This window comes from Brachybacterium sacelli (assembly GCF_017876545.1).
In the GTDB taxonomy this organism is placed as follows: Bacteria; Actinomycetota; Actinomycetes; order Actinomycetales; family Dermabacteraceae; genus Brachybacterium; species Brachybacterium sacelli.
The window spans coordinates 1,087,248-1,113,226 of the sequence record NZ_JAGIOD010000001.1 but is presented as its reverse complement, the minus strand read 5'-3'; the positions used below and the strand labels follow the sequence as shown (position 1 = coordinate 1,113,226).

Sequence of the window (25,979 nt, the reverse complement as noted above, 5' to 3'; positions counted from 1 at the left end):
ACAGCACCCGCCAACCAGGGACGGCACCCCCGCACGGGGAGCACCGGTACTCGACCGGGAACGCCGCCACTGGGCGCGGCGCGCTCTGGCCGGCGTGCGCCTCAGGCCCGAGCGAGCTGCCGAGCTGCTGCCAGGGCAATGTCCTGCCGGGACGGCGTGGTGCCGGCGAGGACCCGCTGCCCGGAGGGCAGCGGGGTCGGCCTCGGGGCGGGGCGGGGCGTGGGTGCGCGCCCCAGGGAGCGGATCTCCCAGCCCGCCTCGGCCCAGTCCCGGGGATCCAGCACGTTGCGGCCGTCGATCATCCGCGGTGCCTCGACCAGCTCGGAGGTTGCGGCCGGATCGAGGTCGCGGTACTCGCGCCATTCGGTCAGCAGCACCACCAGCTCCGCCCCGTGCAGCGCCGCGGTCGTCCCGGCGACCACCCGCTCCGGGCCCAGGCGCCGGGTGGCCCCGGCCAGGGCCTCCGGATCGGTGACGCGCACATCGGCCCCGGCCTCCAGTAACCGGGCAGCGACGTCCAGGGCCGGGGAGTCGCGCACGTCGTCGCTGTCGGGTTTGAAGGCCGCCCCGAGCACGGTGATACGTCGTCCGGCCAGCTCGCCCAGCATCTCCTCGGCGAGGGTGACCACGCGGGTGCGGCGCCGCTCGTTGACGGCGTCGACCTCGCGGAGGAACCCGAGGGCCTCACCGACCCCGTGCTCCTCGGCACTGGCCAGGAAGGCGCGGAGGTCCTTGGGCAGGCAACCGCCGCCGTAGCCCACCCCGGCGCGCAGGAACTTGCTGCCGATCCGGTCGTCCATGCCCAGGGCCCGCGCCACGTCGGTGACGTCCGCGCCGGTGGCCTCGCACATCTCGGAGACCGCATTGATGAAGGAGATCTTGGTGGCCAGGAAGGCATTGGCGGAGACCTTCACCAGCTCGGCCGCCTCGTACCCCATGACCAAGCGGGTCACTCCGGCCTCGAGCAAGGGGGCGTAGATCGCGTCGAGCATCTCCACCCGCTGGTCACGGACCCCCGGATCCGGGATGCCGTAGACGAGGCGGTCCGGGGTCAGGGTGTCCTGGACGGCGAAGCCCTCGCGCAGGAACTCGGGGTTCCACATCAGGCGCACGCCCGCGACCTGCTCCAGCGTCTCGGCGAGCTCGCGGCTGGTGCCGACCGGGACGGTGGACTTGCCGACCACGAGGGTGTCGGCCCCGTCGCGGGCGGGCAGCACGGCGGCGAGCGCGGCGACGGCGGTGCGGAGGTGGCTGAGGTCGGCGCCCATCCCGTCGGCCCGCTGCGGGGTGCCGAGCCCCAGGAAGTGCACCTCGGCCCCGGCCAGGTCGGCGTAGTCGGTGGTGAAGCGCAGACGCCCGCTGGCAAGACCGCGTCGGAGCAGCTCGTCGAAGCCGGGCTCGTGGAAGGGGGCCCGCCCGGCCTGCAGGGCGGCGACCCGCTCGGGGTCGACGTCCAGGCCGATCACGTCGTGGCCGAGCTCGGCCATACTGGCGGCGTGGACGGCTCCGAGGTAGCCGATCCCGATCACGGAGATCTTCGGGGTCATGACGTCACTGTCCTCTCATCGGGGGTGGTTCTCAGATCGGCGGCGAGGGATCGCGCGAGGTTGCGCCACCGGGGCCGGAAGGCGTAGACGCAGGCCAGACGCGCCAGGGTGCCGCCCTCGTAGGCAGCGAGGGTCGCGGCCGGGATCCGGTTGCGCACGGCGGCGGCATCGATCTCCTCCCGCGCGATCCGGGCGTGCTCGGGACTCCAGATCCCCTGCAGCTCCCTCCAGCTCGCATGGGCGCGCAGGTTCGCGAGGTCGAGGGCGGGATCGCCGAACGCGACGGTGTCCACGTCGAGCAGACCGGGGGCGAGCCCGGGGGCGTGGAGGATCTGCTTGTCATGGAGGTCGCGATGGATAAGCGACGGCCGCCGCGAAGCGTCGACCCTGGCCAGCTCGTTCCGGACCGAGTCGAGTGCCCGCTCGCGCACGGTGATCCCCGCCGGGTCGACGAGTGCGGCCCGCTCATGCCAGGTGGTCAGCACGGCGATCTCCTCGGCGGGGCCGTGGACCGTGCCGCCCTCGGGGCACCGGGGGGCGGCGGCGAGGGCGGCGGCCCAGGCGTCGACGGTGCCGCGCCAGGCTCGGCGCCAGGTGCCGTCCGCGAGGGGAAGCCCTTCGTGGAGGGTGCGCCCGGCCAGGGCGGCAGTGGTGCTGGACTCCTCGTCGGCCGCGACCTCGTGCTGGAGGCGGAACGGGCCGTCGAAGGAGCCGGCGCGGGTCAGGGCCACGTGGATCCGGCCGGCGCGCCCGGGGCGGACGATCTTCACGTACCGCTCGCCGCCCGGATCGTCCCCGCTCCCGATCCGGACCACGGCACGCTTGCCCGGTCGGTGGGAGACGACCTGACCCTCCGGACGCTCGGCGAGGCAGCGGGAGAGTCCGGGCAGGCGGGGGTCGGTGCCCGGTTCGAGCACGGTGACGCTGCCGGTGGTGGGGTCCAGACGCGCGCCGCGCAGCTCGCCCTCACCGCGCAGCTCGCCCTCACCATGCAGCTCGAGCGGGAGACCGCGGCCGTCGTCGGGCCAGGCCCGAGCGACCTCCCACGAGGTGGCGCCGAGCAGGACCCGCGCGGGGATGACGGGGGCCGAACCGGACGCGGCGGCGACGGGTGCCGGGCCACCTGCAGGCACGACGGGGGCCGAACCGGACGCGGAGACGACGGATGCAGCGCCGACGGACGCGGGAAGGATCGGCGTGGGACGCCCCGGGAGCGGGAGCGTCTCCGGTGCGGCGAGAACCTCCTCGGCCAGCTCCAGCCGGCGCGCGACAGCGGCGGGCCAGCCCGGCTGGAAGCGCCGGATCGGATCGGCCGCGGCGGCCATCAGGGCCCGGGCGGTCCAGACCGCCAGCTCCTCGGCGGCGGGAAGGTGACCCTCGCGGGCATACCCGTCCAGGAGCGCGGTGGCCAGATCGTCGTCGCCGGCGACCAAGCAGGAGGCCTGCCAGGCACCGAGATCGGCGCCGAGCGGGCCGCTCCCGGAACGGTCGAGATCGATGAGACGGATCTGCGGGGCCGACGGATCGAGGTCGACGAGCACCTGGTCCGGGGAGAGGTCACCGTGGATCAGGCCGTGCCGGGGGCGCGCGGGGAGCCGGTCGCGCAGCTGCAGCGCGAGCCGGTGCACTGTGCCGGCACTGCCCGGCAGCATCTGCGCGACCGCGTCCAGGACCTCGGGCACCGGGGCGCCGAGGCGCGCCGGAGGCAGGTCGTCACCGGCGAGCGCGGCGCCGTGGAGCCGGGCGAGGGCCTCCCCGGTCGCGGCCGCTGCGGGGACGGCCTGCGGGTGGTCGGCGTGCCGGGCGAGGTCCCCGTCGCCCCAGTGCTCGCCGACCAGGACCGACGGCTCCTCCTGCCAGGGGCGCTGCGCGAGGGTGGGCACGCCGAGGGCGAGCCAGGACCGCGTAAGGCGGGCGATGTCCTCCAGCGGACGGGCCGCGAGGCGCAGCACCTGCCCGGTCGTCGGCAGGTGCAGGACGGCGTGGCGGGCGGGGTTGAAGCTCAGCACGCGCGGCAGGTCGTCCCGGACGGAGCGCAGCACCCGGTGTGCCGCGCGGCCGATGCGCGGATCCGCCTCGATCCCGCCGCTGAGCAGGTAGGGACCACCGGCGGGTCCCGCGTGCTCGGTGAGCGGCACCCCGGACCGCGCTGCTCGCCGCAGCGCCCCGTCCCGTTTGTCGCGGGAGGCGACCAGCAGCGTCCAGCCGACGTCGGCCAGCGCGTCCCCGGGGGCGGCCGACGTCTCGGAGCCGGTCACGGTCTCCGCCCCTCCGGGGCCGTTCCCGGCGTGGCCGACGGATCCGCCGTTCGTCGCGACAGGGTCTGACCCGAGCGCGGTCCGGCGGTGGGAGACCAGAACGCTCGCGTCGGGCTTGAGGCGACCGCGGGTGAGCGTGAGCTCCTGGTGATGCAGGTCCGAGAGGGCGCCGGACGCCAGCAGACGCTCGGCCCCGGGCAGGTCGGCGTAGGCCGTCAGCAGCGCGGTCGGCTCCAGGACGGTGCGGGCGGTGGCGGTCATGACCGGACCTCCCCGGGGAGGACCGGGGCGCCGAGGCCCCACACGTCCTCGTCGTCCGCTCCCCCGCCGGACTCCGCGCCGGCGTCGCCCCCGGAGCTCGGGGCGTTCTGCACCGCCACGTCATCCTGCGCAGCGGGCTCCCCCTGCTCGTCCCGCTCGGCGGCGCGCTGCTCGAGCAGCCAGCGCGCGAAGCGCGAGCCGGGATCGGCGGCGAGCCGCTGGGGGCTGCCGTCCTCGAGGATCGCGCCGTCCTCGAGCCACAGCACCCGGTCCAGACCCTCGACGGCACTGGCGTCGTGCGTGATCGAGATCGTCGTCCTCGAGCGCGCGAGCTCCCGCAGGGACTCGCCCACCTGGGCCTTCGAAGCGGGGTCGAGGCCGGTGGTGGCCTCGTCGAGCACCACCACGGGCGAGCGGCGGATGAGCGCCCGGGCGATCGCGATGCGCTGGCGCTGGCCGCCGGAGAGGGTGTCGCCGCGGTTGCCGAGCACGGTGTCGTAGCCCTGCGGCAGTCCGGCGATGAACTCGTGCGCCCCGGCGCGTCGGGCGACCTCCTCGATCTCCGCGTCGGTCGCGTCCTGGCGGCCGTAGCGGATGTTCTCGCGCACGGAGACGGAGAACAGCACGGACTCCTGCGGGAGGACGCAGAGGTGGCGGCGCAGGTCCTCGAGGGCCACGCTGCGGATGTCGTGCCCGCCCACCAGGATCGTCCCGTCCTCGGGCTCAGAGAGGCGGATCAGGTAGGACACGAGCGTGGACTTCCCGCCGCCGGAGGGGCCGACGACGCCCACGTGCTGACCGGCGGGGATGCTCAGGTCGAGACCCTCGAACAGGGGCCGGCCGTGGCCGTCGCGGGAGCGGATCCCGCGGAGCGCGACCGAGCCCGGGGCGCCGCGCAGCGGCACGGGGTGGGTCGGGTCCTCGATCTCGATCTGCTCGTCGAGCAGGTCCGCGATCCGCTCGCCCGAGGCGGTGGCACGGGCGATGCGCCCGGTGTACTTGGCCATGTCGCGCAGAGGTTTCATCGCGATCTTGAGGTACATCATGAACAGCACCAGGTCGCCGGGGGTCATGGAGCCGCGCAGCACCTGCAACGAACCCGAGACCAGCACCGCGGCCTGGGCGATCCCCACCAGGATGTCGGTGGAGCGTTCGAGCGCGGCGGCCAGGCGCTTGGCCTTCACGCCCGCCTTCATCGCCTTCTCGTTGCCGCCGGCGAACTCGTGGGCGACGGTCTTCTCGAGCCCGTAGGACTGGACCACGCGGATCGCCGAGAGCGCCTCGGCAGCGGCGCCCACCAGCGACCCCTCGCCCTTGCGGGTGCTGCGGGAGGCGGTGACGATGTCCGGGGAGGAGCTGCGGGAGAGCAGCAGGTACCCGATCGCGGCGACCACGACGATCGCGGCCAGCGTCGGCTCCAGGATCGTCATCACCGCCAGCAGCACCACCAGGGTGATCACGTTTCCCACCAGCGGCAGCCCGGCGGTGACGGCGACGTCCTGCAGGCGGCCCATGTCCCCCACCAGGCGCTGGGAGGTGTCGCCGATGGAGGCTTTCTGGTGGTAACGCAGCGAGAGGGCCTGGACGTGGTCGAAGACCCGGGTGCGCAGCTCGGTGGCGATCCGCGCACCGACCTTCGCGAAGGCGACGGTGGAGAGGTAGTTGGTGACCGCGCGGCCCGCGACGATCACCACCAGTCCCAGCGACGCGGCGATCACCGTCCCGGTGAGGTCGAGACCGAAGGGGGTGGCGTCGGGCATCGAGGTGCCGAGGGAGGCGGTCACGGCGTCGATCGCGTACTTCAGGGGCCAGGGCTCGAGCACGCGGAACACGACGTCCGCGAGCAGCGCGACCAGACCCAGCAGGCACAGCAGCAGGTGGCGCGGGAGGTGGGGCCGGACGATCTGCAGGGTGCGGCGCAGGGCCGACGGGTCGATGCGGTCCTTCGAGGAGCGGGCAGGGGCGCTCATGCGACCGGCACCTCCACCCGTTCCAGCAGCGCGCGGCAGCGGTTGCGCCAGTCGTGCTCGGTGAGCGCGGCCTCGCGGGCGGCGCGTCCCAGACGGGCGCGGCGGGCGGGGTCCGCGGCCAGCTCGTCGAGGGCGGCGGCCAGGGCGTCCACGTCCCCGGGCTCCACGAGGACGCCGAGCTCCCCGTGGCGCAGCACCTCGGGGAGGGTTCCGATCGCCGAGGCGATAACGGGCAGGCCCGCGGCGAGGTACTCGTAGACCTTCAGCGGGGAGAAGTAGTGCTCGGCGGCCGGGTAGGGGGCCACGGCCAGATCGAGCCCGTGCAGCACCGCGGGCACCCGCTCGGGGGCGACGGCGCCGCGCAGCAGCACCCGATCGGCGAGGCCGAGCTCGGTGGCGAGCTCGGCGAGCTCCTCCTGCTGAGGGCCGGTGCCGCAGATGTCCAGGCGCAGGTCGCCGCGGGTGCGGGCCAGGGCATGCAGCAGCAGCTCGGTGCCGTGCCAGGGCTTGAGGGTGCCCACGAAGCCGACGGTCACGGGTGCGGACGGGTCGGCGAGCTCTGTCCCGCCGGCCAGATCGTGCGCGCGCGGGGTGATGCGGGAGGTGTTCACGCCGTTGGGGGTGACGACCAGGCGCTCGGCCGGGGCACCCTGCCCGCGGGCCCACTCGGCGACGGCCGGGGACACGCAGGAGACCACCTGGGCTGCGTGCAGCTGGGCACGGGTCGCACCGAGCGCCGCCACGTCGTCGTGCAGGTGGCGGTGCCGCCGCTGCTCCTCGATCAGCGGGGCATTGACCTCCAGGATCCCGGGCACCGGGGCGCCGGCTGCGGGATCCGCGAGACGGGCGAGAGCGTCGGAGAACAGCGAGTAGCGCTCGTAGGCGAGGTCGAAGCCGCCCGTGGCGACCTCGGCGGCGATGTCGGCGGCGGCCGCGGCGACGGCCTGCTCGCGCTCGGCGCCCGTGCCCCGGGGCAGGCGGTGGCGTCGCACCTCGAGATCGGAGAGATCGGCGGGCATGTGCTCGTCGACGCGGGTGCAGTGCACGGTGACCTCGTGGCCATCGGAGCGCAGGGCGCGGATGACCTCCTGGACGTGCACGGAGGCGCCCTTGGTGCCGAACACCCCGATGCCGGGGTCGAGCAGAATGTAGGCGATGCGCATGGTCAGCTCCTCGGGGTGGGGACGGCGCCGTCGGCGGTGAGGACCGATCGGGGCGTCGGGACGGCGGTGGGCGCGGAGGAGGTGGGATGATCCGCCTCGACCAGCGCGCGCAGGCGGGCTGCCTGCCCTTCGGAGGCGTACTCGGTCTCGATGAGCTCGCGGGCCGCATCGGTCAGGCGGCGCAGTTCGGACCCCGCGGCGATCGCGTCGCGGATCGCGGTGGCGAGCGGGGCGGTCTCACCGCTGCGGATCAGCCAGCCGGTCTCCCCGGTGCGGACCACCTCGCCCACCGCGGTGACGTCCGCCGCGATGCAGGGGATGCCGCTGGCCATGGCCTCCAGCAGCACGGTGGGCAGGCCGTCGGCGTTGCCGTCCTCCGCGATCACGAAGGGGGCGACGAAGAGGTCGGCCTCCTGCAGCAGGGTGCGCACCTCCTCCTGGGTGCGCGGGCCCAGCAGCCGGACGGATTGCCCGAGGCCGTGGTGCGCGATGCGCGCGGCGAGGTCCTCGTGCAGCGGTCCGTCGCCGACGATCTCCGCCCGGACCGGGGTCCCCGCCTCCCGCAGCGCGGCGACGGCGTCGATCAGGTGGGCGAAGCCCTTCTTCTCGACCAGCCGGCCGACGGCGAGGAGGCGCGGCACCTCCCGCATCCCGGGGCGCGGGAGGTACGGGAAGCGCTCGAGCTCGAGACCATTGCGCACCAGTGCCAGGTGCCCGACATCAGCGTCGCCGAAGCGTTCGCGCAGGTGATCGAGGTTGTACCGGCTGATGGTGACGGCGTGGTGGGCGTCGCGCAGCTTGCGGGAGAGGTCCGCGTCCTCGACGTCGCGGTGGAAGACGTCCTTGGCGTGCGCCGTGAAGGAGTAGGGCAGGCCTGCCAGCTGCCCGGCGAGGCGGGCGACGGTGGTGGCCATCGAGGCGAAGTGGGCGTGCAGGTGGGTGACGCCGTGCTGGCGGGCGAGGCGGGCCACGGTGATGGCCTGCTCGGCCTCGTCGGCCTCCCCCGCGACCAGGTCGTCCAGGCTCGCGGCGAGGCCGGCGGCGATCCGCGGGTCGGCCAGGCCCTCGCGCCAGGTCTCCCAGAACCGGCGGGGGCTCGAGGACCGGCCGACGGGGATCACCGGCGCCTGGACCCGGGCGAGCTCGGGGTGGAAGCGGGCGTCGGTCGGGGGCCGCAGGGAGAAGATGACGATCTGCTCCCCGGCTGCCTCGCGGGCGAGGATCTCGGAGACGATAAAGGTCTCGGAGAAGCGGGGGTACATCTTCAGGACGTAGCCGATGCGGCGGGGCGTCTCAGACTGCATGGATGCTCACCTCTGCGGGGGTCGGGGCGGCGGCCTCGAGCAGGGCCGCGGCCAGCTGGGGGACGACGGTCAGGCCGTCGAGGTCGATGCCGTCGCGTGGGGTGACAGTGGTGACGGCCCGGTGCCACCAGCCGGTCAGGTCCGGCGCGGTCAGCGCAGCGATCTCGCGGGTCTCGAGAGCACCGACGGCGGCGAGGGCGAGGGCCCTACGGGGCTGCTCCAGGCGGCGACGGCTCCGGGGCACCACGAGGGCGGGGGTGTCGGTGACCAGCAGCTCGGCCACCGTGTTGTAGCCGCCCATGCACGCCACGGCGGCGGCCCCGGCGATCAGCTCCGGCACGTCGGGGGCGCTGCGGACCACGGTGGTGCGCTCATCCGCGAGCTGCTGCAGCTCGGCGATCTCCTCGGAGGCCATCTGGGGGCCGGTGATCAGCAGGTGGCGGTGGCCCGCGGGCAGCTCGGCGGTCACGGCGAGGTGGGCGAGATCGGCGCCGTCGGAACCTCCCCCGAGCACCGTCAGCACGTACGGGGGCGCCGGGGTGACCGGGGGACGGCCGGCAGCGGAGGGGCGTGCGGCGGGCCGGCCGCGGCCCAGGTAGCCGGTGGCGGTGGCCCGTTCGGCGAGCGGGCGCGGCAGCTCACCGGTACGGCGGGGATCGTAGACGTGCTCGTCGCCGTAGATCCACACGGCATCGAGGTGGCGGGCCACGTGCGCGGCGCCGCCCAGACGCTCCCACTCCTGGGCCGCGACGCGCGGGGCGTCGAGGACCTCGCGCAGACCGAGCACGACGGCGCCGCCGCGGGAGCGCTGGTTGTGCAGCACGGGCAGCAGCTCGCCGTCGATGCCGAAGGGGTGCCGGTCGATGAGAAGCAGGTCCGGGCGGAGCGCGGCGAGGGCGGCGTCGATGGTGGCGCTGCGCAGGTCCCGCAGTGCAGCGGCGTCGGTGCCGAGGCGGCGCGGGGCGTAGCCCTCCCCGCGTCGGGTCAGTCCCGGCAGGATCATCCAGTCCCAGCCGGGCGGGAGGGGGTCGCGCCCGGCGTCGGGGTGGCCGGCGATCAGCAACCCTCGTACCGCGGTGCCGGTCAGCGCGGGGAGATGCTCGGCCAGCGCATAGGCGATCGCCCGATTGCGCCGGGCGTGGCCGAGTCCCACCGAATCGTGGGAGTACAGCGCGATCGTGGTCTCCGCCATGGCTGGCCCTCCTGCCTCGTGGATGAACACCAGGAGAATCGCAACCAGCCATGAGGTGACGATGAGCCGCCGATGAGGACTTTCTCAGACGAGCGGGCCCGGCCTGTGCTGGCGGGGCCGGGGTGGCCGAGGCGGCGGGGCCAAGCTGGCGGGGCAGATCCGGCGGGGCTGAGCTGACGGGGCAAGCCCGGCGGGGCAGATCCGGCAGGGCAGATTCGGCGGGGCTACGGCCCGATGTGGTCGAGTACTGGCGCTATGGAGACCGCTCTGGCGATATGACCAGAGCGCACGCTATAACGCCAGTACCCGCACGAGGGCCACTCAAGTCCCGGCGAGCAACCGGACGGGCAGCCGGACGGGCACGAATGACGAGACCGAGCTGACGGGGCAAGTCCGGCGAGGCAGAACCGGCGAGGCAAAACCGGCGGGGCTACGGCCCGATGTGGTCGAGTACTGGCGCTATGGAGACCGCTCTGGCGATATGACCAGAGCGCACGCTATAACGCCAGTACCCGCACGAGGGCCACTCAAGTCCCGGCGAGCAACCGGACGGGCGCGACCGGCGAGGCCGCCGGGTCACCCGGCCGGCCCAGTGCGCGCAGGTCCCATCCGGCCTCGCGCCAGGCGCGCGGGTCGAGCACGGTGCGCCCGTCGATGATCCGGGGGGCGGCGACCAGGGCGGCGGCCTCGGCCGGGTGGAGGTCGCGGTACCGTCGCCATTCGGTCAGCAGCATCACCAGCTCCGCGCCGCGCAGGGCCTCGGCGGTGTCGGCCACGGTGACCAGGCCCTCGACGTGGTGCCGGGCGTTCTCCAGTGCCTCGGGATCGGTGACGGTCACCTGCGCACCGGCGGCCATCAGCCGGGAGGCGATCTCGAGCGCCGGGGAGTCGCGCACGTCGTCGCTGTCGGGCTTGAAGGCGGCGCCGAGCACGGTGATGCGCCGACCCCGCAGGGGGCCGAGCATCTCGCGGGCCATCTCCACCACGCGCACCCGTCGACGCTGGTTGATCGCATCGACCTCACGGAGGAACCCGACGGACTGCCCCAGGCCGAGGTCCTCGGCGCCGGCGATGAGGGCCCGGATGTCCTTGGGCAGGCAACCGCCGCCGAAGCCCACCCCGGCGCGCAGGAACTTGCCGCCGATCCGGTCGTCCATGCCCAGGGCCCCCGCCACGTCGGTGACATCGGCGCCGGTGGCCTCGCACAGCTCGGCGATCGCATTGATGAAGGAGATCTTGGTGGCCAGGAAGGCGTTGGCGGAGACCTTCACCAGCTCGGCCGCCTCGAAGCCCATGACCAGGCGGGTCACTCCGGCCTCCAGCAACGGGGCGTAGATCGCGTCGAGCATCCCGACCTCGAGCTCGCTGCTCCCGGACGCATCGCCCTCGGCGCCGGCCCTCTGCCCGTCTCCGGCCTGGCCGTCGGCCCCGGAGCTCTCGGGGTGGCGTACCCCGTAGACGAGCCGGTCAGGGCTCAGGGTGTCGCGCACGGCATAGCCCTCGCGCAGGAACTCGGGGTTCCACAGCAGGCGCACACCGGGGACCTGCTCGAGCCGGACGGCGAGGTCGCGGGCGGTGCCGGCGGGCACGGTGGACTTCCCGACCACGATCGTGGGGGTGCCGCCGCGCCGCGACAGCACGGTGGCCAGCGCGTCGACGGCGGCATGCAGGGCGGAGAGGTCAGCGCCGAAGCCGTCGGCCCGCTGCGGGGTCCCCAGCCCCAGGAAGTGCGCGTCGGCGTCGGCCAGCTCGTCGTGATCGGTGGTGAAGCGCAGCCGGCCGGAGTCCAGGCCGCGGCGCAGGAGCGCGGCGAAGCCGGGCTCGTGGAACGGGGCCTCCCCGGCTGTGAGCCGCTGGACGCGCGGGGCGTCGATGTCCAGACCGATCACGTCATGACCGAGCTCGGCCATGCTCGCGGCGTGCACGGCGCCGAGGTACCCCACGCCGATGACGGAGATCTTCATCGCGAACCCGCTTTCTCGCACTGCCCCGGAGGAACACCGGCCCGGCGGGCGGACCCTGCGGAGCTCGGACAGCGCGGCCAGTCTCCCCAGTGCGGGTGACGGGGAGGTGGCCGTGGGGTGGAGTGCTGTGAAGGGTCCTGCGACGCCTCGGGTCAGACGCTCTCGTCCTGGCTGCGCAGCCAGCGCGCGAGGCGGGAGGCGGGGTCCGCGGTGAGGACCGAGGGGGCGCCGTCCTCGCGGACCTCCCCGTCCTCGAACCACAGCACGCGATCCATGGCGGTGATGGTCTCCGGGTCGCGGCTGCTGACGATCGCGGTGCGGGAGTCCACGAGCGTCTCCAGGGCCTGCATCACCGGGCGGCGTTCGGCGGCGGAGAGGTCCGCGTCGGCAGCCTCGAGCACGACGATCGGGGCGTCGCGCAGCAGGGCCCGGGCGATGGCGATCCGTCGGCGCTGCCCGTCGGTCAGCACGTCCCCGCGCCGCATCAAGACGGTCTCGAACCCGTTCTCCAGCTGGGCGATGACGTCGTCGACCCCGGCGTCGCGCGCCGCCTTCTCGACCTCGGCGTCGGTCGCGTCGGGGCGGCCGACGCGGATGTTCTCGCGCACCGTGTCGGTGAACAGCACGGGCTCGCGCTGGACGACGGCGATCTGGCGGCGCAGGTCGCTCAGGGACAGGGTGCGGGTGTCGTAGCGGTCCAGCAGCACACGGCCGGTGTCGGGTTGGTCGAAGCGCAGCAGGTAGGAGATCAGGGCCGCGGCCTCCCGGCCGGTGCCGTCCAGCAGGGCGACGTGCTGGCCGCTCGGCACCACCAGCGAGACCGTGTCGAACAGGGCCCGGTCGGCCCCGCCCGCGGTGTCGACGGCGGAGAACACGATCTCCCCGGCGACGCGGCCGACGCCCTGGGTGCGCTCCGGCTCGGAGATTCCGCCGCGGCGCTCGAGCAGGTCGGCGATGCGGCGGCCGGCGGCCGGCGCGGAGCGCAGCGACCCGGTGTGCTGGAGCAGCTCTCGCAGCACCAGGATCATGATCAGCAGCTCGGCGAGGACGAGCACCACGTCGCCGGGGGTCATGGCGCCGGCCGCGACCCTCGAGGCGCCGAGGAGCAGGGTCGCGACGACGCCACCACCGGCGATGACCTGGGTGACCAGGTCCAGCAGGGCGTCGATGCGGCGGGCGCCGGTCAGGGCGCGGCCGTCCCGGGAACCCGCCTCGGTCAGCCCGCGCTCGGCTCGGGACTCCAGGCCGTAGGACTGGATGGTGCCGGTGGCCGCGACCAGCTCGTCGGCGGTCTCGGCGAGGAGGCGGGCCTCGGCCGCGGCGGTCCGACGGGCGGCGTGGCTGCGACGCAGCACGAGCGTGGCGACCAGCGCCTGCACGGCCCCGGTCACCAGCAGCACCAGCGTCGCCAGCGGAGCGGCGATCAGGGTGACTATCAGCAGCGACAGCAGCGTCAGCGCACCGGCCGCGGCCCGGGGACCGGAGTGCGAGAGCAGGTCGCGCAGGGCGGCGACGTCGTCGATCAGCGGCCGAACCTCCTCCGGCTCGGCCGGACCGTCGCGACGGGACGGGACGGCGGAGGGCTCCCCGGCCTGCGGGGTCAGGGAGTGGAGGTGCCCGAGCAGCCGGGTGCGCAGGGTCGTGGCGATGCGGGCACCGACCCGGCCGAGAGCGGAGATCGCGGTGAATCGGGTCGCGACCTGCGCGATCAGCAGCACGCACAGGACGATGACACTGATGGCCAGGGTCCGGCCGGGCGCGGTGATGCCGGCGAGCGCCGGCAGGTCGGCTCCGGCGGAGGCGATCGCGGCGTCGAGGGCGTACTTCACCGGGAAGGGCAGGGCGATCAGCATCCACACGCTCAGCAGCAGCGCGATCCCGCCGGTGAGCAGGGCGGCGCGATGGGTCCGCAGCGAGGGGCCGAGAACCTGCAGGACCGGCTGCAGCGGACCACCGGACTCGGCCTCTCCCGTGGGGCTCTCGGGCTCGGTGGCGGCGTCGGATCCTGCGGTGCCGCCGGAGGAGACCCCGTCGGTCGCGGCGACGCTCGCGGCCGGGCCGACGGGGGCTGCGCCCACGCCCCCGGTCTCCGGAGCGGCGACCGGGTCATTGCCGTCGGCGACCTGCCCCAAGGCCGTGGCGTGATCGGCGTCGTACCCGGCCTCCCCGGGCGGGAGCGGGTGCTCGGAGGCAGCTGGCCCGGAGGGGCTCGGTGCGCCGGGCGTGCCGGCGGAGCTCGGCGTCGTCCCCTCCGGGGCCCGGCCCGTGAGCAGCGATTCCCGTGCCCAGCCGAACTTCTTGGCCCGCGGCGACATGGTCACGGGCACCGGGAAGGCCGGCAGGCGCTCGTCGTCGACGTCCACCGGCTCCGAGGCGGTTGCGGGCTCCGGCGCAAGCGCGGGCTGGACGTCGTCCGCCTCCGGTGCAGGCGCGGGCTGGACGTCGTCCGTCTCCGGTGCGGGCGCGGGTGTCGGGGCTGAATCGGGGGTCGGGGCTGACCCTGGGGTCGGGGCTGACCCGGCCGTCGGCCCGGAATCGGCGGTGGGCGCCGAATCGGCGCGGGTGACGCGATCAGCGGGGGCGACGGGACCGGGATCCGCGATGGGCTCCGCATCGGGTTCGGCCTTCGCGTCCGGAGCGGCGTCGTCGTCCGGCGCTGCGACGCCGTCCGACGCAGCGTCCTCAGGCACGACGCCGCCCTCGTCCGGGGCGAGCTCGGCACTCGACGCGGACGCGACATCCGACGCAGGCTCGCCGCCCGACGCAGGCTCATCGCCCGGCGCGGGCTCGTCGTCGCCGGCGTCCTCGGGCTCCACCATGATGTCCTCCTCGACAGCGGAGTCGGCGTCGTCATCGACGACGCTCCAGCGGTCCTCGGGATCGGGATCGGGCACGGGGCTCGTGGAGAAGGCGGGGGCGTCCTGGACCCAGGAGTGCTCCAGCGGTGCCGGCTGGCCGGTATCGGACTGCGGCGAGCGGAGGTCAGCGGCCGAGGACTCGTCCGGGGTGGGGGCGGACCTCATGAGCGAGCCACCTCCGAGCCGGACGCAGGGCGCTCGGGGAAGGGCGTGACGGGGGTCGCGGACGCGGGGAGGGTGAGCTCGGATGGCATGGGGTTCCTGGTCGGCGGCGAGTGGCCCCTCAGGGGCGGGACGGGACGATACGGCCAGTGTGTCACCACCGGGCCGTCGCCGAGGCGTCGCCCGCCCCTCATCCCTTGCGCGCGCCCTGCGACCAGCCCGTGCACTGGGCCTCTTCCGGGCTCGTCGATCGCCGGGCGGTCAGCGCGCGAGCAGCTCCTCGGTGCTGGTGCCGGGCAGACTGGCGCTCACGGGGGTGCCCCACGGGTCCTCGATGCGCACGGAGCGGCCCTCGTCGGCGAACTGACTGCCGGCCGCTCGCAGGCGGGCGGTCAGCGCCTCGAGGTCCTCGCGGCCGGGAACGGTGATCGCCACGTCGGCCAGGCCGAGGGCGGTGGCGCGCGGTCCGGCGCCGCGACTGTTCCAGGTGTTCATGGCGACGTGGTGGTGGTAGCCGCCGGCCGCCGCGAACAGGGCGCCCGGATGGGAGCCCACGGTGGTCTCGAAGCCGAGGGTGTCGACGTAGAACCTCCGGGCGGACTCGACGTCACCGACCTGCAGGTGCACGTGGCCCACGATGCCGGGACGCAGGCCGGGGCTGGTGGCCACGTCCTCTGTCAGGTGCGTGCGCAGGTAGGCGTCGGGGTCGAGGTACAGGGTGTCCATGGCCACCTGGCCACCGGCCCAGGTCCACGCATCGCGCGGGCGGTCCCGGTACAGCTCGATGCCGTTGCCCTCGGGGTCGGTGAAGTAGAAGGCCTCGGAGACCAGGTGGTCGCTGCTGCCGACGAAGCGGGAACGGGGATCCTGGGCGGCGCGCAGCACGGTGCCGGCGAGCGAGGCCTGGTCCTCGAAGAGGAAGGCGGTGTGGAACAAGCCGGCCTGGCGCGGATCGACGGCGGGCAGGCCCGGGGTGGAGATCAGGCGCACGAAGGGCACGGTGCCGCGGCCGAGGACGCGGTGGACCTCGCCGCCGGCGCGGGTCCTCTCCTCGATCGGGGTCAGCGCCAGGGCGCTGGCGTAGTAGGAGCTCATCAGCTCGAGGTCGCCGACGTGGAGGGTCACAGCGTCCATGGCGAGGTCGGCCGAGAGGTGCTGCTCGCCCGTCGCGGTCGCGGCGACGGGCACGGCGTGAGGGGTGGAGGTCATGGGGTGCGTTCCTTCCGATCGAACGGGCTCACCCTCAGTCTGACCTCTTGTCGTCCAATATTCAATCACTTGTGGGGGTGTCTCCGCCCATAGGTCACCCTCAGGCGCTGTACGCGCGCAGCGCCACCACCCGGGCCTCCGGCGATCCGTTCGTGTCCTCGACCACCAGCCGCAGCGCGGTGGTCCTCAGCCCCTCCCCCAGGTCGAGGGAGCGATGCCGCCTCCGGTTCTCCGTGATCCGTCCGACCTCGTGCCACTGGTCGCCGACGAGGGCCTCGACGCGGGCGTTGCGCACCAGCGTCGCCATCGCGTCCCCCGGGGTCCGGTGGTGATGGAGGTTGATGAGGTCCTCGTTGACGTCGTCGTCCAGGACGAGATCCACCGTCCCGATCTGCTGCGGCGCCGTCCAACGCAGCTCGATCCAGGGCTGAGGGTCCTCGGCGACGGCCCCGGAGACCCACATGTTCGGCCCGCCGTACGGGCGGGCGTACCCGCCGACGGCCTGTTCGGGACCGAAGGCGGAGGTCGGAGCGGTCGCCCGGAAGCAGATGCCTTCGCCGTGCAGGGTCTCCTTCCAGTGCCGCCACTGCTGAGGACTGACCTCCTCCACGGGCATCTCCCGGTGCCGCAGGGTGACGGTCCCCGGCTCCACCCGTGATCCGCGGTGCACGCTGACCAGCGGGTTCCTCCGCAGGACGACCACGGCGTTCTGCGGCGCCTCGGGCCTCCACCCGAGGTCGGCCCGTGCCCACGACCTGCCGCGGGCGATCGGCACCGTGACGCCGCGCCGGAGGGTGTCGGGGAGATAGTTCTGTGGCCTGCTCACGCTGTGCAGCTCTAGCGTGAGGTCCGTGTCCTGCTCGGCGTCGACGAGGATCTCCACCTCGTCCAGGCTCGGATCGATCGGCAGCACCAGCCCCAGGTCGTGGTCCAGCGGGTGGTTGCCGGCGCTCTCGGTCGAGGCGAGAGCGCTCTTGCGCGAGGACGCCGTCGCGTCGGCGACGAGGGCGAGGTTCGCCGGGTCGTCGTCGACCACACCGAGCAGCGAGGCGTCCGCACGGACCATCGCCCGGTGCAGCTCCGGCAGGTGGTCGGCGGCGAGCCGGGGAGGGGTGACCGCGAGGTGGCCGGCGAGGGAGGCGGCGATGCCCGCCGCTTCGCCGAGGACGGCGCAGGTCGCCATCACGCGCGTGCTCCCGAACGCGACGTGGCTCGCGCTGATGTCCCGGCCGGCCATCCACAGGTTGGTGACATTGTGCGAGTACAGCGCACGCAGCGGTATGTGGTAGTTCCCGTCCGGGTGCCAGTGCCGCGATCCCTTCTCGCTCGCGTAGACGCCGCCCACCGGATGGAGGTCGATGGACCAGCCGCCGAAGCCGATGCGGTCCGCGAACTCGGTCTGTCCCAGGACGTCGTGCTGGGTGAGGACATGATCGCCGACGAACCGCCGGTACTCCCGCTTGCCGGGCACCGCGCCCACCCACTCGAGGCTGAGGGTGTCCGCGTCGTAGAGCCCGGAGTTCTTGATGTAGTCCCACAAGCCGTAACAGACGGCCTGGAGCTCGTCCCGGATCCGCTCGTTGTCGTGGACGACGTCGAGGTCCCCGCCCCATTCGATCCACCAGTAGTCGCAGCCGTTCATGGTCTCCCGGACCACCCTGTTCTCCGGGATCGAGGTCGCCGCGACGTCGACCGCGAACGAGGGGGCGACGAACTTCTGCGGGTGGCCGACGTCCTTGGTGTAGAAGAGGATCGTCGAGCCGAGCATGTCCTCTCCCGGCTCGTCCGGCGCCCAGGATTCGTCGTAGGTCTCGCGGGGCTCGCTCCCGCGCATGCTGCGGGCGCCGGCGAGATGGCCGACCAGCCCGTCCCCGCTGCAGTCGATGAACGTCGGCGCGGTGAAGGTGACCCGGCGTTCGGATCCGCTCATCCAGCCGGTGGCGGAGCGCACCACCCGGGCGTCCTGCGCCCCCTCGGCCTCGACCTCCGTGACGTCGGTGTTCAGGAAGAGCTCGATGCCCGGCTCCGCGCGGACCTTCTCCAGGAGCAGGAGATCCCAGTAGTACGGATTGCCGTCGGGATTGCGGAACTGGTTCTCGACGAACAGCTCGCCCATGATGCCCGTCTCGCGGGCGAACAGGTGGATCCCGTGCGCCGTGGCACCGCAGACCCAGACCCGCACCTCGCTCGACGAGTTGCCGCCGAGGACCGGGCGGTTCTGCACCAGGGCGACGCGGCTGCCCTGGCGGGCAGCTCCGATCGCTGCGCAGATGCCGGCGAGGCCTCCTCCCACCACGACGATGTCGGTAGTGACGGATTCGGTGAGCATGGGGGTCCTTCCTGCAGGGGTGGTCGTGCGGAGCGGGTGGTCGTGCCGGTGAGGAGGTCACCGACCGTCGTCGGGCGCTGCGTCGTCGCCGAGGTCCCCGAGGGTCCCGTCGTCCACGAAGCGCAGGGTGGGATCGGCGGAGCGTCGTTGGGCGACGAGCAGCCAGAGCATGCTCGTCACGAGGGTGTCGCTGGCGCGGCCGGCGAAGTGCTGGGTCCACACCGTCCCGTTCCGGATCCCCGTGTACACCGGCACGTCGACCGACTCCTCCAGGACGGAGCCCGGCACACCGTGCACGGCGATCGTGGTGGAACCGGCGCGCTGGGCGGCCTGCACCAGGTGGAGGGCGGTGTCGTCGTCGCCGGAGCGGTTGAGCACGAGGACGGCGTCGCGCTCGGTGAAGGTGCCCGCGACCAGGTCGAGGGTGCGCGGACCGGTCTCGTGGCACCAGACCGCGACGCCGATGCGCAGCAGCCGCAGGTACAGCTCGCGCACGGCCACCGAATCCCCCCATTCCCCGTGCAGGTGCACCCGCTCGGCGCGAGTGATCGCCTCGGCCGCGCGCTCGATCTGGCGCAGGTCGACCACGGCGGCGGCATCACGGAGCGCACGGGCCGCGGTGCCGGCGAGGATGTCCAGCACGTCGCGCGGGGCATCGGAGGGTGTGATGGCGGTGCCGATGTCGCGCTCCCACCCGGACTGTGCGGCGCGGCCGTTGTCGAGGGCGATCGCGGAGCGGAGAGCGGGGAACCCGGTGTAGCCCACCCGCCGCGAGAACCGGGAGACCGCCGCGGGGGACGTCTCGGCCGTCGCGGCGAGCGCCGTGATCGAGGCGTCTCCGGCCCCGAGGGGGTCCGCGAGGATCGCCTCGGCGATCCTCCGGGCGGTCGGGTTCAGCTGGGGGATCGCCTCGCGGATGCGCTGCAGCGCCGAGGCCGGCGAGGCGGTGGGAGATGTGCTCATCTGTGAATACTCGTCCATGGTCGGTCGCGGTGGTCGGGGGCCGGCGCGGACTACTTCAGGGCGCTCTCGGTCATCGCCCGGACGAACCGGCGCTGGAAGACCAGGAAGACCAGCAGGATCGGGATGATCGAGATGACCGCCGCCGCCATCGAGAGACCGGCGGCCATGGCCCCGTTCTCATCGGTGAAGTTGGTCAGGCCCATGGGCAGCGTGAAGGTCTCCGGGCTGGAGAGGAAGACCAAGGGAGTCTCGTAGTCGTTCCAGGACCAGACGAAGGTCAGGATGGCCAGCGCACTGATCATCGACGTCGCGTTCGGCAGGTAGATCCGGGAGAAGATCTGGAACTCGCCCGCCCCGTCCAGCCGCGCCGCCTCGGCGAACTCGTCCGGCTGGGAGACGAAGTACTGGCGCATGAGGAAGGTGCCGAGCACGGTGAACATCCCCGGCAGGATGAGGGCCCACAGCGTGTCGTACAGGCCGAGCTCCTGGAAGTACACGAAGCGCGGGACCAGCAGCAGCTGCGCCGGGATCAGGGACGTGGCCAGGTAGGCGATGAAGACCTTTCCCCGGCCCGGGAAGCGGAGCTTGGCGAAGGCGTATCCGGCCAGGGTGGCCGTGGTCAGCTCCCCGAGCACCCGCAGCAGGGCCACGAACACCGAGTTCCAGAACGCGACGAGGATCGAGTTCTCGCCGAACAGGACCTCGGTGTAGTTCTCCCAGCGAGGTTCGTCCGGGATCCACTGCATGGGGATCCTGAACGCCTCCAGGTCCGGTTTCAGGGAGGTGGAGATCATCCAGGCGAACGGCAGCAGGAACACCAGGGCCAGGATCCACAGCGGAACGCCCCAGGACCAGCGGCGGATGCGGTCCCGGCGACGGCGACGGGCCTGCCGCTCGGCGATGCCGGTGCCGGCGCCCGACCTGCTCGGGCCGGTCGCGAGGCCGCCGGTGACGGCTGTCGACTCAGTCATGCAGTGCCCTCCCTCGCTGGGCCCGCCACATCAGGAGCATGATGGCGAAGATGCCGACGAAGGTCACCAGACCCACGGCCGAGGCATATCCGAAGCGGTAGAACTGGAAGCTCGTCTGATACATGTAAAAGGACAGCGTGGTCGTGGACGCGCCGGGGCCGCCGTTCGTGATCAGGGCGATCATGCCGAAGGTCTGCGAGATCCCCACGAAGAGCGTGATCAGCAGGAACACCGTGGTGGGGAGCAGCGAGGGCCACGTGATCGCGCGGAACGAGGCCCAGCGGCCGGCCCCGTCGATACGTGCCGCCTCGTACAGCTGCGTGGGAGCGTCCTGCAGCGCCGAGAGGTAGATGAGGTTCGCGTACCCCGCCTGGGACCAGATCGTCACCAGGATGAGTGCGGGCAGCGCCCAGTACGAGGAGGCGAACCACTGCGGCAGATGCTCGAGGCCGAAGACCCCGAGGAACTGGTTCACGAGCCCCGCCGAGGGATCCAGCAGCATCTGCCAGGTCATGCCGATGGCGACGATGTTGACGATGTAGGGCACGAAGAACGCGGCGCGCAGCAGCCCCCGGGCCGGGATGTCACGGTTCAGCGCGAGGGCGAGGGCGAGGCCCACCACGAGGGTCAGCGGCACGGCGACGCCGGCGTAGAGGATCGTGATCACGAGACTGCGCCAGAACGTCGGATCCTGGAACACCGCGAGGAAGTTGTCGAGGCCGACGAAGTCGATGCCCCCGAACCCGGAGACCAGGTTCCACTCCGTGAACGACAGCAGGATGACCGACACCAGGGGGATGAAGGTGAAGGCCAGCACCCCCAGCAGGTTCGGGGCGATGAAGAGCCATCCGACGATCGGCTTCGGGTCCGAGGGGGCGCGTCCGCTGCTGCGGCGTCCCCGCGCCGTCGGCCCCCGGGGGTCGGGCGGGGCCCCGAGCCCGTCGGCCCGCGTCTGCGCTGTGGACATGTCAGTCCTCCTCGAAGCGCTCGATCAGCGCCTGGGCGTTGCGGTCGACGGTCTCGATGGCCTTGGTCGGTGAGCGCTCGAGGAGCCAGCACACGTCACGCTGCTGCTCGAACTTCTGGGTGATCTCGGTGTAGGCGGTCAGCTCCGTGTCCAGGTGCATCCGGGGCTCGTCCTCGAAGAGGGTCCGACGGAACGAGTCGACGTCGAAGAACTGCTCTGCGTCCTCGCCGAGGATCCCCGCGAGGAGCTGCTCGTCGTCGACGTCGCCCAGCAGCGAGATGTACCCCGCGCTGATCAGGTCCTGCGCTCCTTCGAGCAGCCAGAACTTGCTGAACTCCCACGCGAGCTCCTGCTTCGGGCTGCGGGAGTTGATCTGGACGAAGGCCCCGTACTCCCCCGTGTTCCAGTCGCCGTTCTCGGTGGTCGGCACCGGGGCGGCGGAGACGGTGAAGTCGTGGGGGTACTCCTCCTGATCGGTCAGGAAGCGCAGGCTGTAGGGCGCCGTGGTCCACAGCCCGAAGTCCTCGGCGATGAAGTTGTTCTGCTGGTACGCCTCCAGCTGGCGGGCCAGGGCCTGCGACCAGGGATAGAGGACACCGTCACGGATCAGCTCCGCGGACAGGTCGAGGTGGCGCTGGAACGCCGGGTGGGAGAAGTTGGAGTCTCCCTCGGGGGTGAACCGGTAGTTCGGGCCGAGCTCGATCCGCGCGAGGTCCGGGATCACGTACGAACCGTACTTCCCGTCGGCCGCAAGAGCGCGGATGACCTCCAGGTATTCCTCGAACGTCCACTGCCGCGGAAGGTCGATCCCGGCGCGCTCGCGCAGGCTCTCGTTGAACAGGACCATCTGAGGGATCCTGGTGGTCGCGAGCGCCGTGATCTCGTCCCCGTCGATGAGCGCCTTGGGATCATCGGTGTCCAGGAACATCGCCAGCTCAGGGGTGCTGCGCACCTGGTCGCCGACGTCCGCCGCCAGCCCCGAGCTCACCCGCATGGTGAGGTTCGGGACGCCGTAGGTGAAGAAGACATCGATGTCGACACCGCCCTGGAGGGCCGTGTTCAGCTTCAGGTTGCCCCGGTCGTCGTTGATGTACCGCGTGTACTCGACGGTGAGGTCCGGATGCTTCTCGTGGAATCTGTCGATCAGTCGCTGCGGACCGCTCTCGGCCGGGATTCCGCCCCACACGTGGAGGGTGTCCATGTCCTTCTCCGGCTCGGAGGAGCAGCCGCTGACCGCGGCACCGCCCGCCACGGCGCCCAGGGCCCCGACGAACTGCCGACGGCTCGGGCGACGACTGCGTGCAGGGAGCATGCCCATCCTTCCGACGCTGCGGTGCGCGGGTCGAGTACCTCGCAAGATGCGCAACTTTTGCACCGAAGAGCCATCACGTCAACCCTTGGTGCAACTTTTGTGCACGGTTCTTCTGAGCGGCCCTGAGGTGTCGGCCGGCGTTTGTCGGGGTGAGGGGCGAGGTGGAGCCCGCGTCGTGGCGGTGGTCAGTGATAGCGACGGATGCGCTCGAGCAGTTCGGCAGTCACCCAGGGGGCCGCCGGGTCCTCGAGGCGAGGCGAGAGGTCGGTGAGCATGGCGGCGCCGGCCCAACGGCGGAAGGCCGGCTCGAGGTCCTCGTGGGCGCCGTACCCGGCCCGCCAGGAGTCCAGGAGATCCTGCCGCAGGCGATCGCGCTGCATCCGCGGGTCCGGGTGCAGAGCCAGTTGGGATTCCGTCCGGGCCCGGTCGTACCGGGGATCGTCCGCGGCGGCATTGGCCCAGTCGAGGACGGCGACGATGCGGCCGCCGCGGACCAGCACGTTGCCGGGGTGGTAATCCAGGTGCAGCAGTCGCGCAGGGGGATCGTCACGCGGGGCGTCCTCCGCGGGTACGCGCCGCGTCCGCAGGATCCGGTCCGTCTCGGCGGCCAGGTCCTCGGCCGGCAGCTCATGGACGGCCGCCTGCATCTCGCCGAAGCGGGCCATCAGGTCACGGCGCCGGCGGGGTGGGGTCCCCGGATCCATCACCCTCTCCGCCAGGGGGCGCCCCTCGACCCATTCCATCAGGTACGCGGGCCGCTCCTCGGCGAGCGCGGTCGCCACGATCCGCGGCACCGGCACGTCCGTCGGCTCCATCCCGCGATGGACGCCGACCTCGCGTCGTGCCTGCTCATGCTGCGAGGGTCGCAGCACGCGCAGCGCGCAGCGGGTTCCGTCGACGCTCACCCGCCACAGCTGGGCGTCGGCCCCGCCGAGCAGGGGCTCGATCGTCCCGTCCCCGCGCAGGCCCATGCTCTCGAGCACTGCTGCCGGCTCGACACCGTCCCGTGCTGCCATGGGCACAGTGTCCCCGACGGCGGCGGCGAGGAGAAGGGCGCCTCAGGGAGTCGTCACTGCCCGGAGCGCAGCAGCGGCGGCACCAGGGTGGTGCCTCCGCCGGCGCTGTACAGGCGGGCGGGGCGGCCGCCGGTGGGGGCGGCGCGCTTCTCCAGCTCGAGGAGGAACCCGTCGGTGCGGGTGGCCTTGCGGTGGAAGTTCCCGGCGTCCAGCGACGTGCCCCACACGCTCTCGTAGACGCCGCGCAGCTGGGAGATCGTGAACTCCTCGGGCAGGAAGGTGACGGCGAGGGTGGTGTACTCGAGCTTGGCGCGGGCGCGCTCGACGGAGCATCCCAGCACGTCGGCATGGTCGAAGGCGAGGTCGATCCCGGTCAGCTCGCCCACGCTCCACCAGCGGGCGTCGGCGACCTCGTCGCCCCGCTCGGGGTCCGGCAGATCCGCGCCCAGGGCCATGAACGCCACCGAGACGACACGGCCGCGCGGATCGCGGTGCGGGGTGCCGAAGGTGCGCACCTGCTCCAGGTGCACGGCACCGCTGCCCAGGGAGGCCTCGTCGGCCAGCACGCGGTAGGCGGCGTCCTCGAGGTCCTCCTCGTACTCGATGAACCCGCCCGGGAGCGCCCAGGCTCCGCGGTGGGGCTCGTCCTCGCGCTGGACCAGCAGGACGTTGAGGGCATCGTGCCGCAGGGTCAGGACGATGAGGTCGACGGCGACGCGGATGTCTTCGACAGGGGAGGCCATGAGGTCACCCTAGGACCGGTTATGGTCACGGTGACTCCTCGTGCAGTGCGGGTCACAGCTGCTGTCCCTGCGTCTTCCCTCACAGCCGTCGTGAGCTGGGCGGACGGCCGCGGGTGAGCGGTCACTCAGCGATCCAGCGGGCCCACTTCTCCGGGCGATGCTCCGCCTCGATCAGCCGTACGGTGCCGGAGGTGGAGCGCATGACGATCGACTCGGTGACGATGCGCCCGCCCCGGTAGCGCACCCCGCGCACCAGATCGCCGTCCGTGATCCCGGTGGCGGTGAAGTAGCAGTTGTCGGAGGTGACCAGGTCGGAGGTCGTGAGCACCCGGTCCAGGTCGTGGCCGGCGTCGAGGGCCTTCTGCCGCTCCTCGTCGTCGATCGGGGTCAGGCGTCCCTGGATCATGCCACCGGTGGCCTTGACCGCGCAGGCGGCGATGATGCCCTCGGGGGTGCCGCCGGTGCCCAGCAGCATGTCCACGCCGGATCCGCGGGCGGCGGCGATCGCCCCAGCCACGTCGCCGTCCATGATGAACTTGACGCGTGCCCCGGACTCCCGGATCTCCTGGACCAGCGGCTCGTGGCGGGGACGCTCGAGCACGCAGACGGTGACCTGGCTGATGGGCTTGCCCAGGGCCTTCGCGACCAGTGCGATGTTCTGGGCGGTCGGCAGGCGCAGGTCGACGAACTCGGCCGCCTCGGGGCCCACCACCATCTTCTCCATGTAGAACACGGCCGAGGGGTCGTACATGCTCCCCTTCTCCGCGACGGCGAAGACCGACAGGGCGTTGTTGTAGCCGAGGGCGGTCAGGCGGGTGCCGTCGATCGGGTCGACGGCGACGTCCACGTGAGGGCCGGTGCCGTCACCGACGCTCTCGCCGTTGAACAGCATGGGCGCCTCGTCCTTCTCGCCCTCGCCGATGACCACGGTGCCGTCCATCCGCACGGTGTCCATGAAGGAACGCATGGCGTCGACGGCGGCACCGTCGGCCGTGTTCTTGTCCCCGGCCCCGACCCAGCGGGCCCCGGCGATGGCGGCCGCCTCGGTGACGCGCACCAGTTCGAGGGCGAGGTTGCGGTCGGGAGCGGTCGAGGTGCTGGCAGCGCTGGTCATGCGGGCCTCCGTCGTCGTCGTCGGGGTCGTGGCGTCGCGTCCGGTCCGGCCCGGGGCCGGGCCGATCTCGGCGATGCCGTACGGGTCCCTGGGACTCTACCCGGCCGGTGCGCGGGCCCGGGAGAACAGCAGGTGAACCCTCACGTGGGGCCGGGTCGGCCCATGACGGGGTACGGGTCAGACCGCGATGGCATCCCGCTCGCGGGCCGCCAGGCGATCGGTGACCCCGGCCCGCAGGGCGAGGAACAGGGCGACCAGACCCACCGTCAGGAGGATGTGGCCGAGGCCCGCGATGCCGGGGATCGCGGCGCTGGTGGCCGTGGGGTCCTGACCGTCGAGGGTGAGGATGCCGCGCACGGCCTGCATCGCCACCGTCACCACGAGACCGACGTTGTAGGTCCAGTAGAAGACGGAGAAGGAGCGCCGGCCGCTGAGGGAGAAGATCGCGTCCAGAGCCAGGACCAGCAAGAACATGACCATGCCGAGGACGAGCAGGTGGGTGTGGAGCGTGCTCAGCTGGGTATCGGCACCGACGGTTCCGGTGGCCTTGGTGTACTCCCGGTAGAAGAGTCCGGAGGCGAGGCCGAGGAGGATGTAGGCGAAGGCGGTGTTCATCAGGCGTCTCATGCCGTCGACTCTAGGAATCGCACGTGACCTGGGGATCAACCGAAAGATG

General features: G+C 72.7%; 18 protein-coding genes. All 18 read right to left on the bottom strand.

The features are described from left to right. Nucleotides 1-101: 101 nt before the first annotated feature. Nucleotides 102-1,547, bottom strand: coding sequence for a UDP-glucose dehydrogenase family protein (locus tag JOF43_RS04900; RefSeq protein ID WP_209899906.1), 1,446 nt, complete (start codon nucleotides 1,545-1,547; stop codon nucleotides 102-104). Continuing rightward, nucleotides 1,544-4,066, bottom strand: a complete 2,523-nt coding sequence (locus tag JOF43_RS04895; RefSeq protein WP_209899904.1) for a phosphotransferase — start codon at nucleotides 4,064-4,066, stop codon at nucleotides 1,544-1,546. Before JOF43_RS04895 ends, JOF43_RS04900 begins: the two co-directional genes overlap by 4 nt. Further along, the gene (locus JOF43_RS04890; protein ID WP_209899903.1) at nucleotides 4,063-6,036 is read right to left on the bottom strand and encodes an ABC transporter ATP-binding protein; all 1,974 of its coding nucleotides are present in this window, start codon (nucleotides 6,034-6,036) and stop codon (nucleotides 4,063-4,065) included. Before JOF43_RS04890 ends, JOF43_RS04895 begins: the two co-directional genes overlap by 4 nt. Beyond that, nucleotides 6,033-7,199, bottom strand: a complete 1,167-nt coding sequence (locus JOF43_RS04885; RefSeq protein ID WP_209899900.1) for a glycosyltransferase family 4 protein — start codon at nucleotides 7,197-7,199, stop codon at nucleotides 6,033-6,035. Before JOF43_RS04885 ends, JOF43_RS04890 begins: the two co-directional genes overlap by 4 nt. A 2-nt stretch (nucleotides 7,200-7,201) precedes the next feature. Next, nucleotides 7,202-8,503, bottom strand: a complete 1,302-nt coding sequence (locus tag JOF43_RS04880; protein WP_209899897.1) for a glycosyltransferase family 4 protein — start codon at nucleotides 8,501-8,503, stop codon at nucleotides 7,202-7,204. Then, nucleotides 8,493-9,695, bottom strand: coding sequence for a glycosyltransferase family protein (locus JOF43_RS04875; protein ID WP_209899894.1), 1,203 nt, complete (start codon nucleotides 9,693-9,695; stop codon nucleotides 8,493-8,495). Before JOF43_RS04875 ends, JOF43_RS04880 begins: the two co-directional genes overlap by 11 nt. A gap of 527 nt (nucleotides 9,696-10,222) precedes the next feature. Continuing rightward, nucleotides 10,223-11,659 (bottom strand): UDP-glucose dehydrogenase family protein, encoded by a 1,437-nt coding sequence (locus JOF43_RS04870; RefSeq protein ID WP_209899891.1) that lies wholly within the window; start codon nucleotides 11,657-11,659, stop codon nucleotides 10,223-10,225. A gap of 152 nt (nucleotides 11,660-11,811) precedes the next feature. Then, nucleotides 11,812-14,682, bottom strand: a complete 2,871-nt coding sequence (locus tag JOF43_RS04865; RefSeq protein ID WP_209899887.1) for an ABC transporter transmembrane domain-containing protein — start codon at nucleotides 14,680-14,682, stop codon at nucleotides 11,812-11,814. Nucleotides 14,683-14,940: 258 nt separating this feature from the next. Further along, a complete protein-coding gene (locus tag JOF43_RS04860; RefSeq protein WP_209899884.1) occupies nucleotides 14,941-15,888 on the bottom strand; it encodes a VOC family protein in 948 nt (315 codons plus the stop codon). 100 nt (nucleotides 15,889-15,988) lie between these two features. Continuing rightward, nucleotides 15,989-18,217 carry an FAD-dependent oxidoreductase gene (locus JOF43_RS04855; protein ID WP_209899880.1) on the bottom strand — a complete coding sequence of 743 codons (2,229 nt, stop codon included), beginning with the start codon at nucleotides 18,215-18,217 and terminating at the stop codon, nucleotides 15,989-15,991. A gap of 57 nt (nucleotides 18,218-18,274) precedes the next feature. Beyond that, entirely contained in the window at nucleotides 18,275-19,180 is a 906-nt protein-coding gene (locus JOF43_RS04850; RefSeq protein ID WP_209899878.1) for a MurR/RpiR family transcriptional regulator, read from the bottom strand. A gap of 50 nt (nucleotides 19,181-19,230) precedes the next feature. Beyond that, nucleotides 19,231-20,151, bottom strand: coding sequence for a carbohydrate ABC transporter permease (locus JOF43_RS04845; RefSeq protein ID WP_209899874.1), 921 nt, complete (start codon nucleotides 20,149-20,151; stop codon nucleotides 19,231-19,233). Further along, nucleotides 20,144-21,118: a carbohydrate ABC transporter permease gene (locus JOF43_RS04840; RefSeq protein ID WP_209899871.1), complete on the bottom strand. Its 975-nt coding sequence runs from the start codon at nucleotides 21,116-21,118 to the stop codon at nucleotides 20,144-20,146. The genes JOF43_RS04845 and JOF43_RS04840 overlap by 8 nt, the downstream gene beginning before the upstream one ends. A 1-nt stretch (nucleotide 21,119) precedes the next feature. After that, complete coding sequence (locus tag JOF43_RS04835; RefSeq protein ID WP_245354013.1) at nucleotides 21,120-22,430, bottom strand: ABC transporter substrate-binding protein; 1,311 nt, start codon at nucleotides 22,428-22,430, stop codon at nucleotides 21,120-21,122. Between the two features lie 185 nt (nucleotides 22,431-22,615). After that, nucleotides 22,616-23,446: a phosphotransferase family protein gene (locus tag JOF43_RS04830; protein ID WP_209899865.1), complete on the bottom strand. Its 831-nt coding sequence runs from the start codon at nucleotides 23,444-23,446 to the stop codon at nucleotides 22,616-22,618. A 53-nt stretch (nucleotides 23,447-23,499) separates the two neighbouring features. Beyond that, entirely contained in the window at nucleotides 23,500-24,189 is a 690-nt protein-coding gene (locus tag JOF43_RS04825; RefSeq protein ID WP_209899862.1) for an NUDIX hydrolase, read from the bottom strand. Nucleotides 24,190-24,310: 121 nt separating this feature from the next. Then, nucleotides 24,311-25,303 (bottom strand): class II fructose-bisphosphatase, encoded by a 993-nt coding sequence (gene glpX, locus JOF43_RS04820; protein WP_209899859.1) that lies wholly within the window; start codon nucleotides 25,301-25,303, stop codon nucleotides 24,311-24,313. Between the two features lie 177 nt (nucleotides 25,304-25,480). After that, complete coding sequence (locus tag JOF43_RS04815; RefSeq protein ID WP_209899856.1) at nucleotides 25,481-25,930, bottom strand: DUF2871 domain-containing protein; 450 nt, start codon at nucleotides 25,928-25,930, stop codon at nucleotides 25,481-25,483. Nucleotides 25,931-25,979 lie beyond the last annotated feature (49 nt).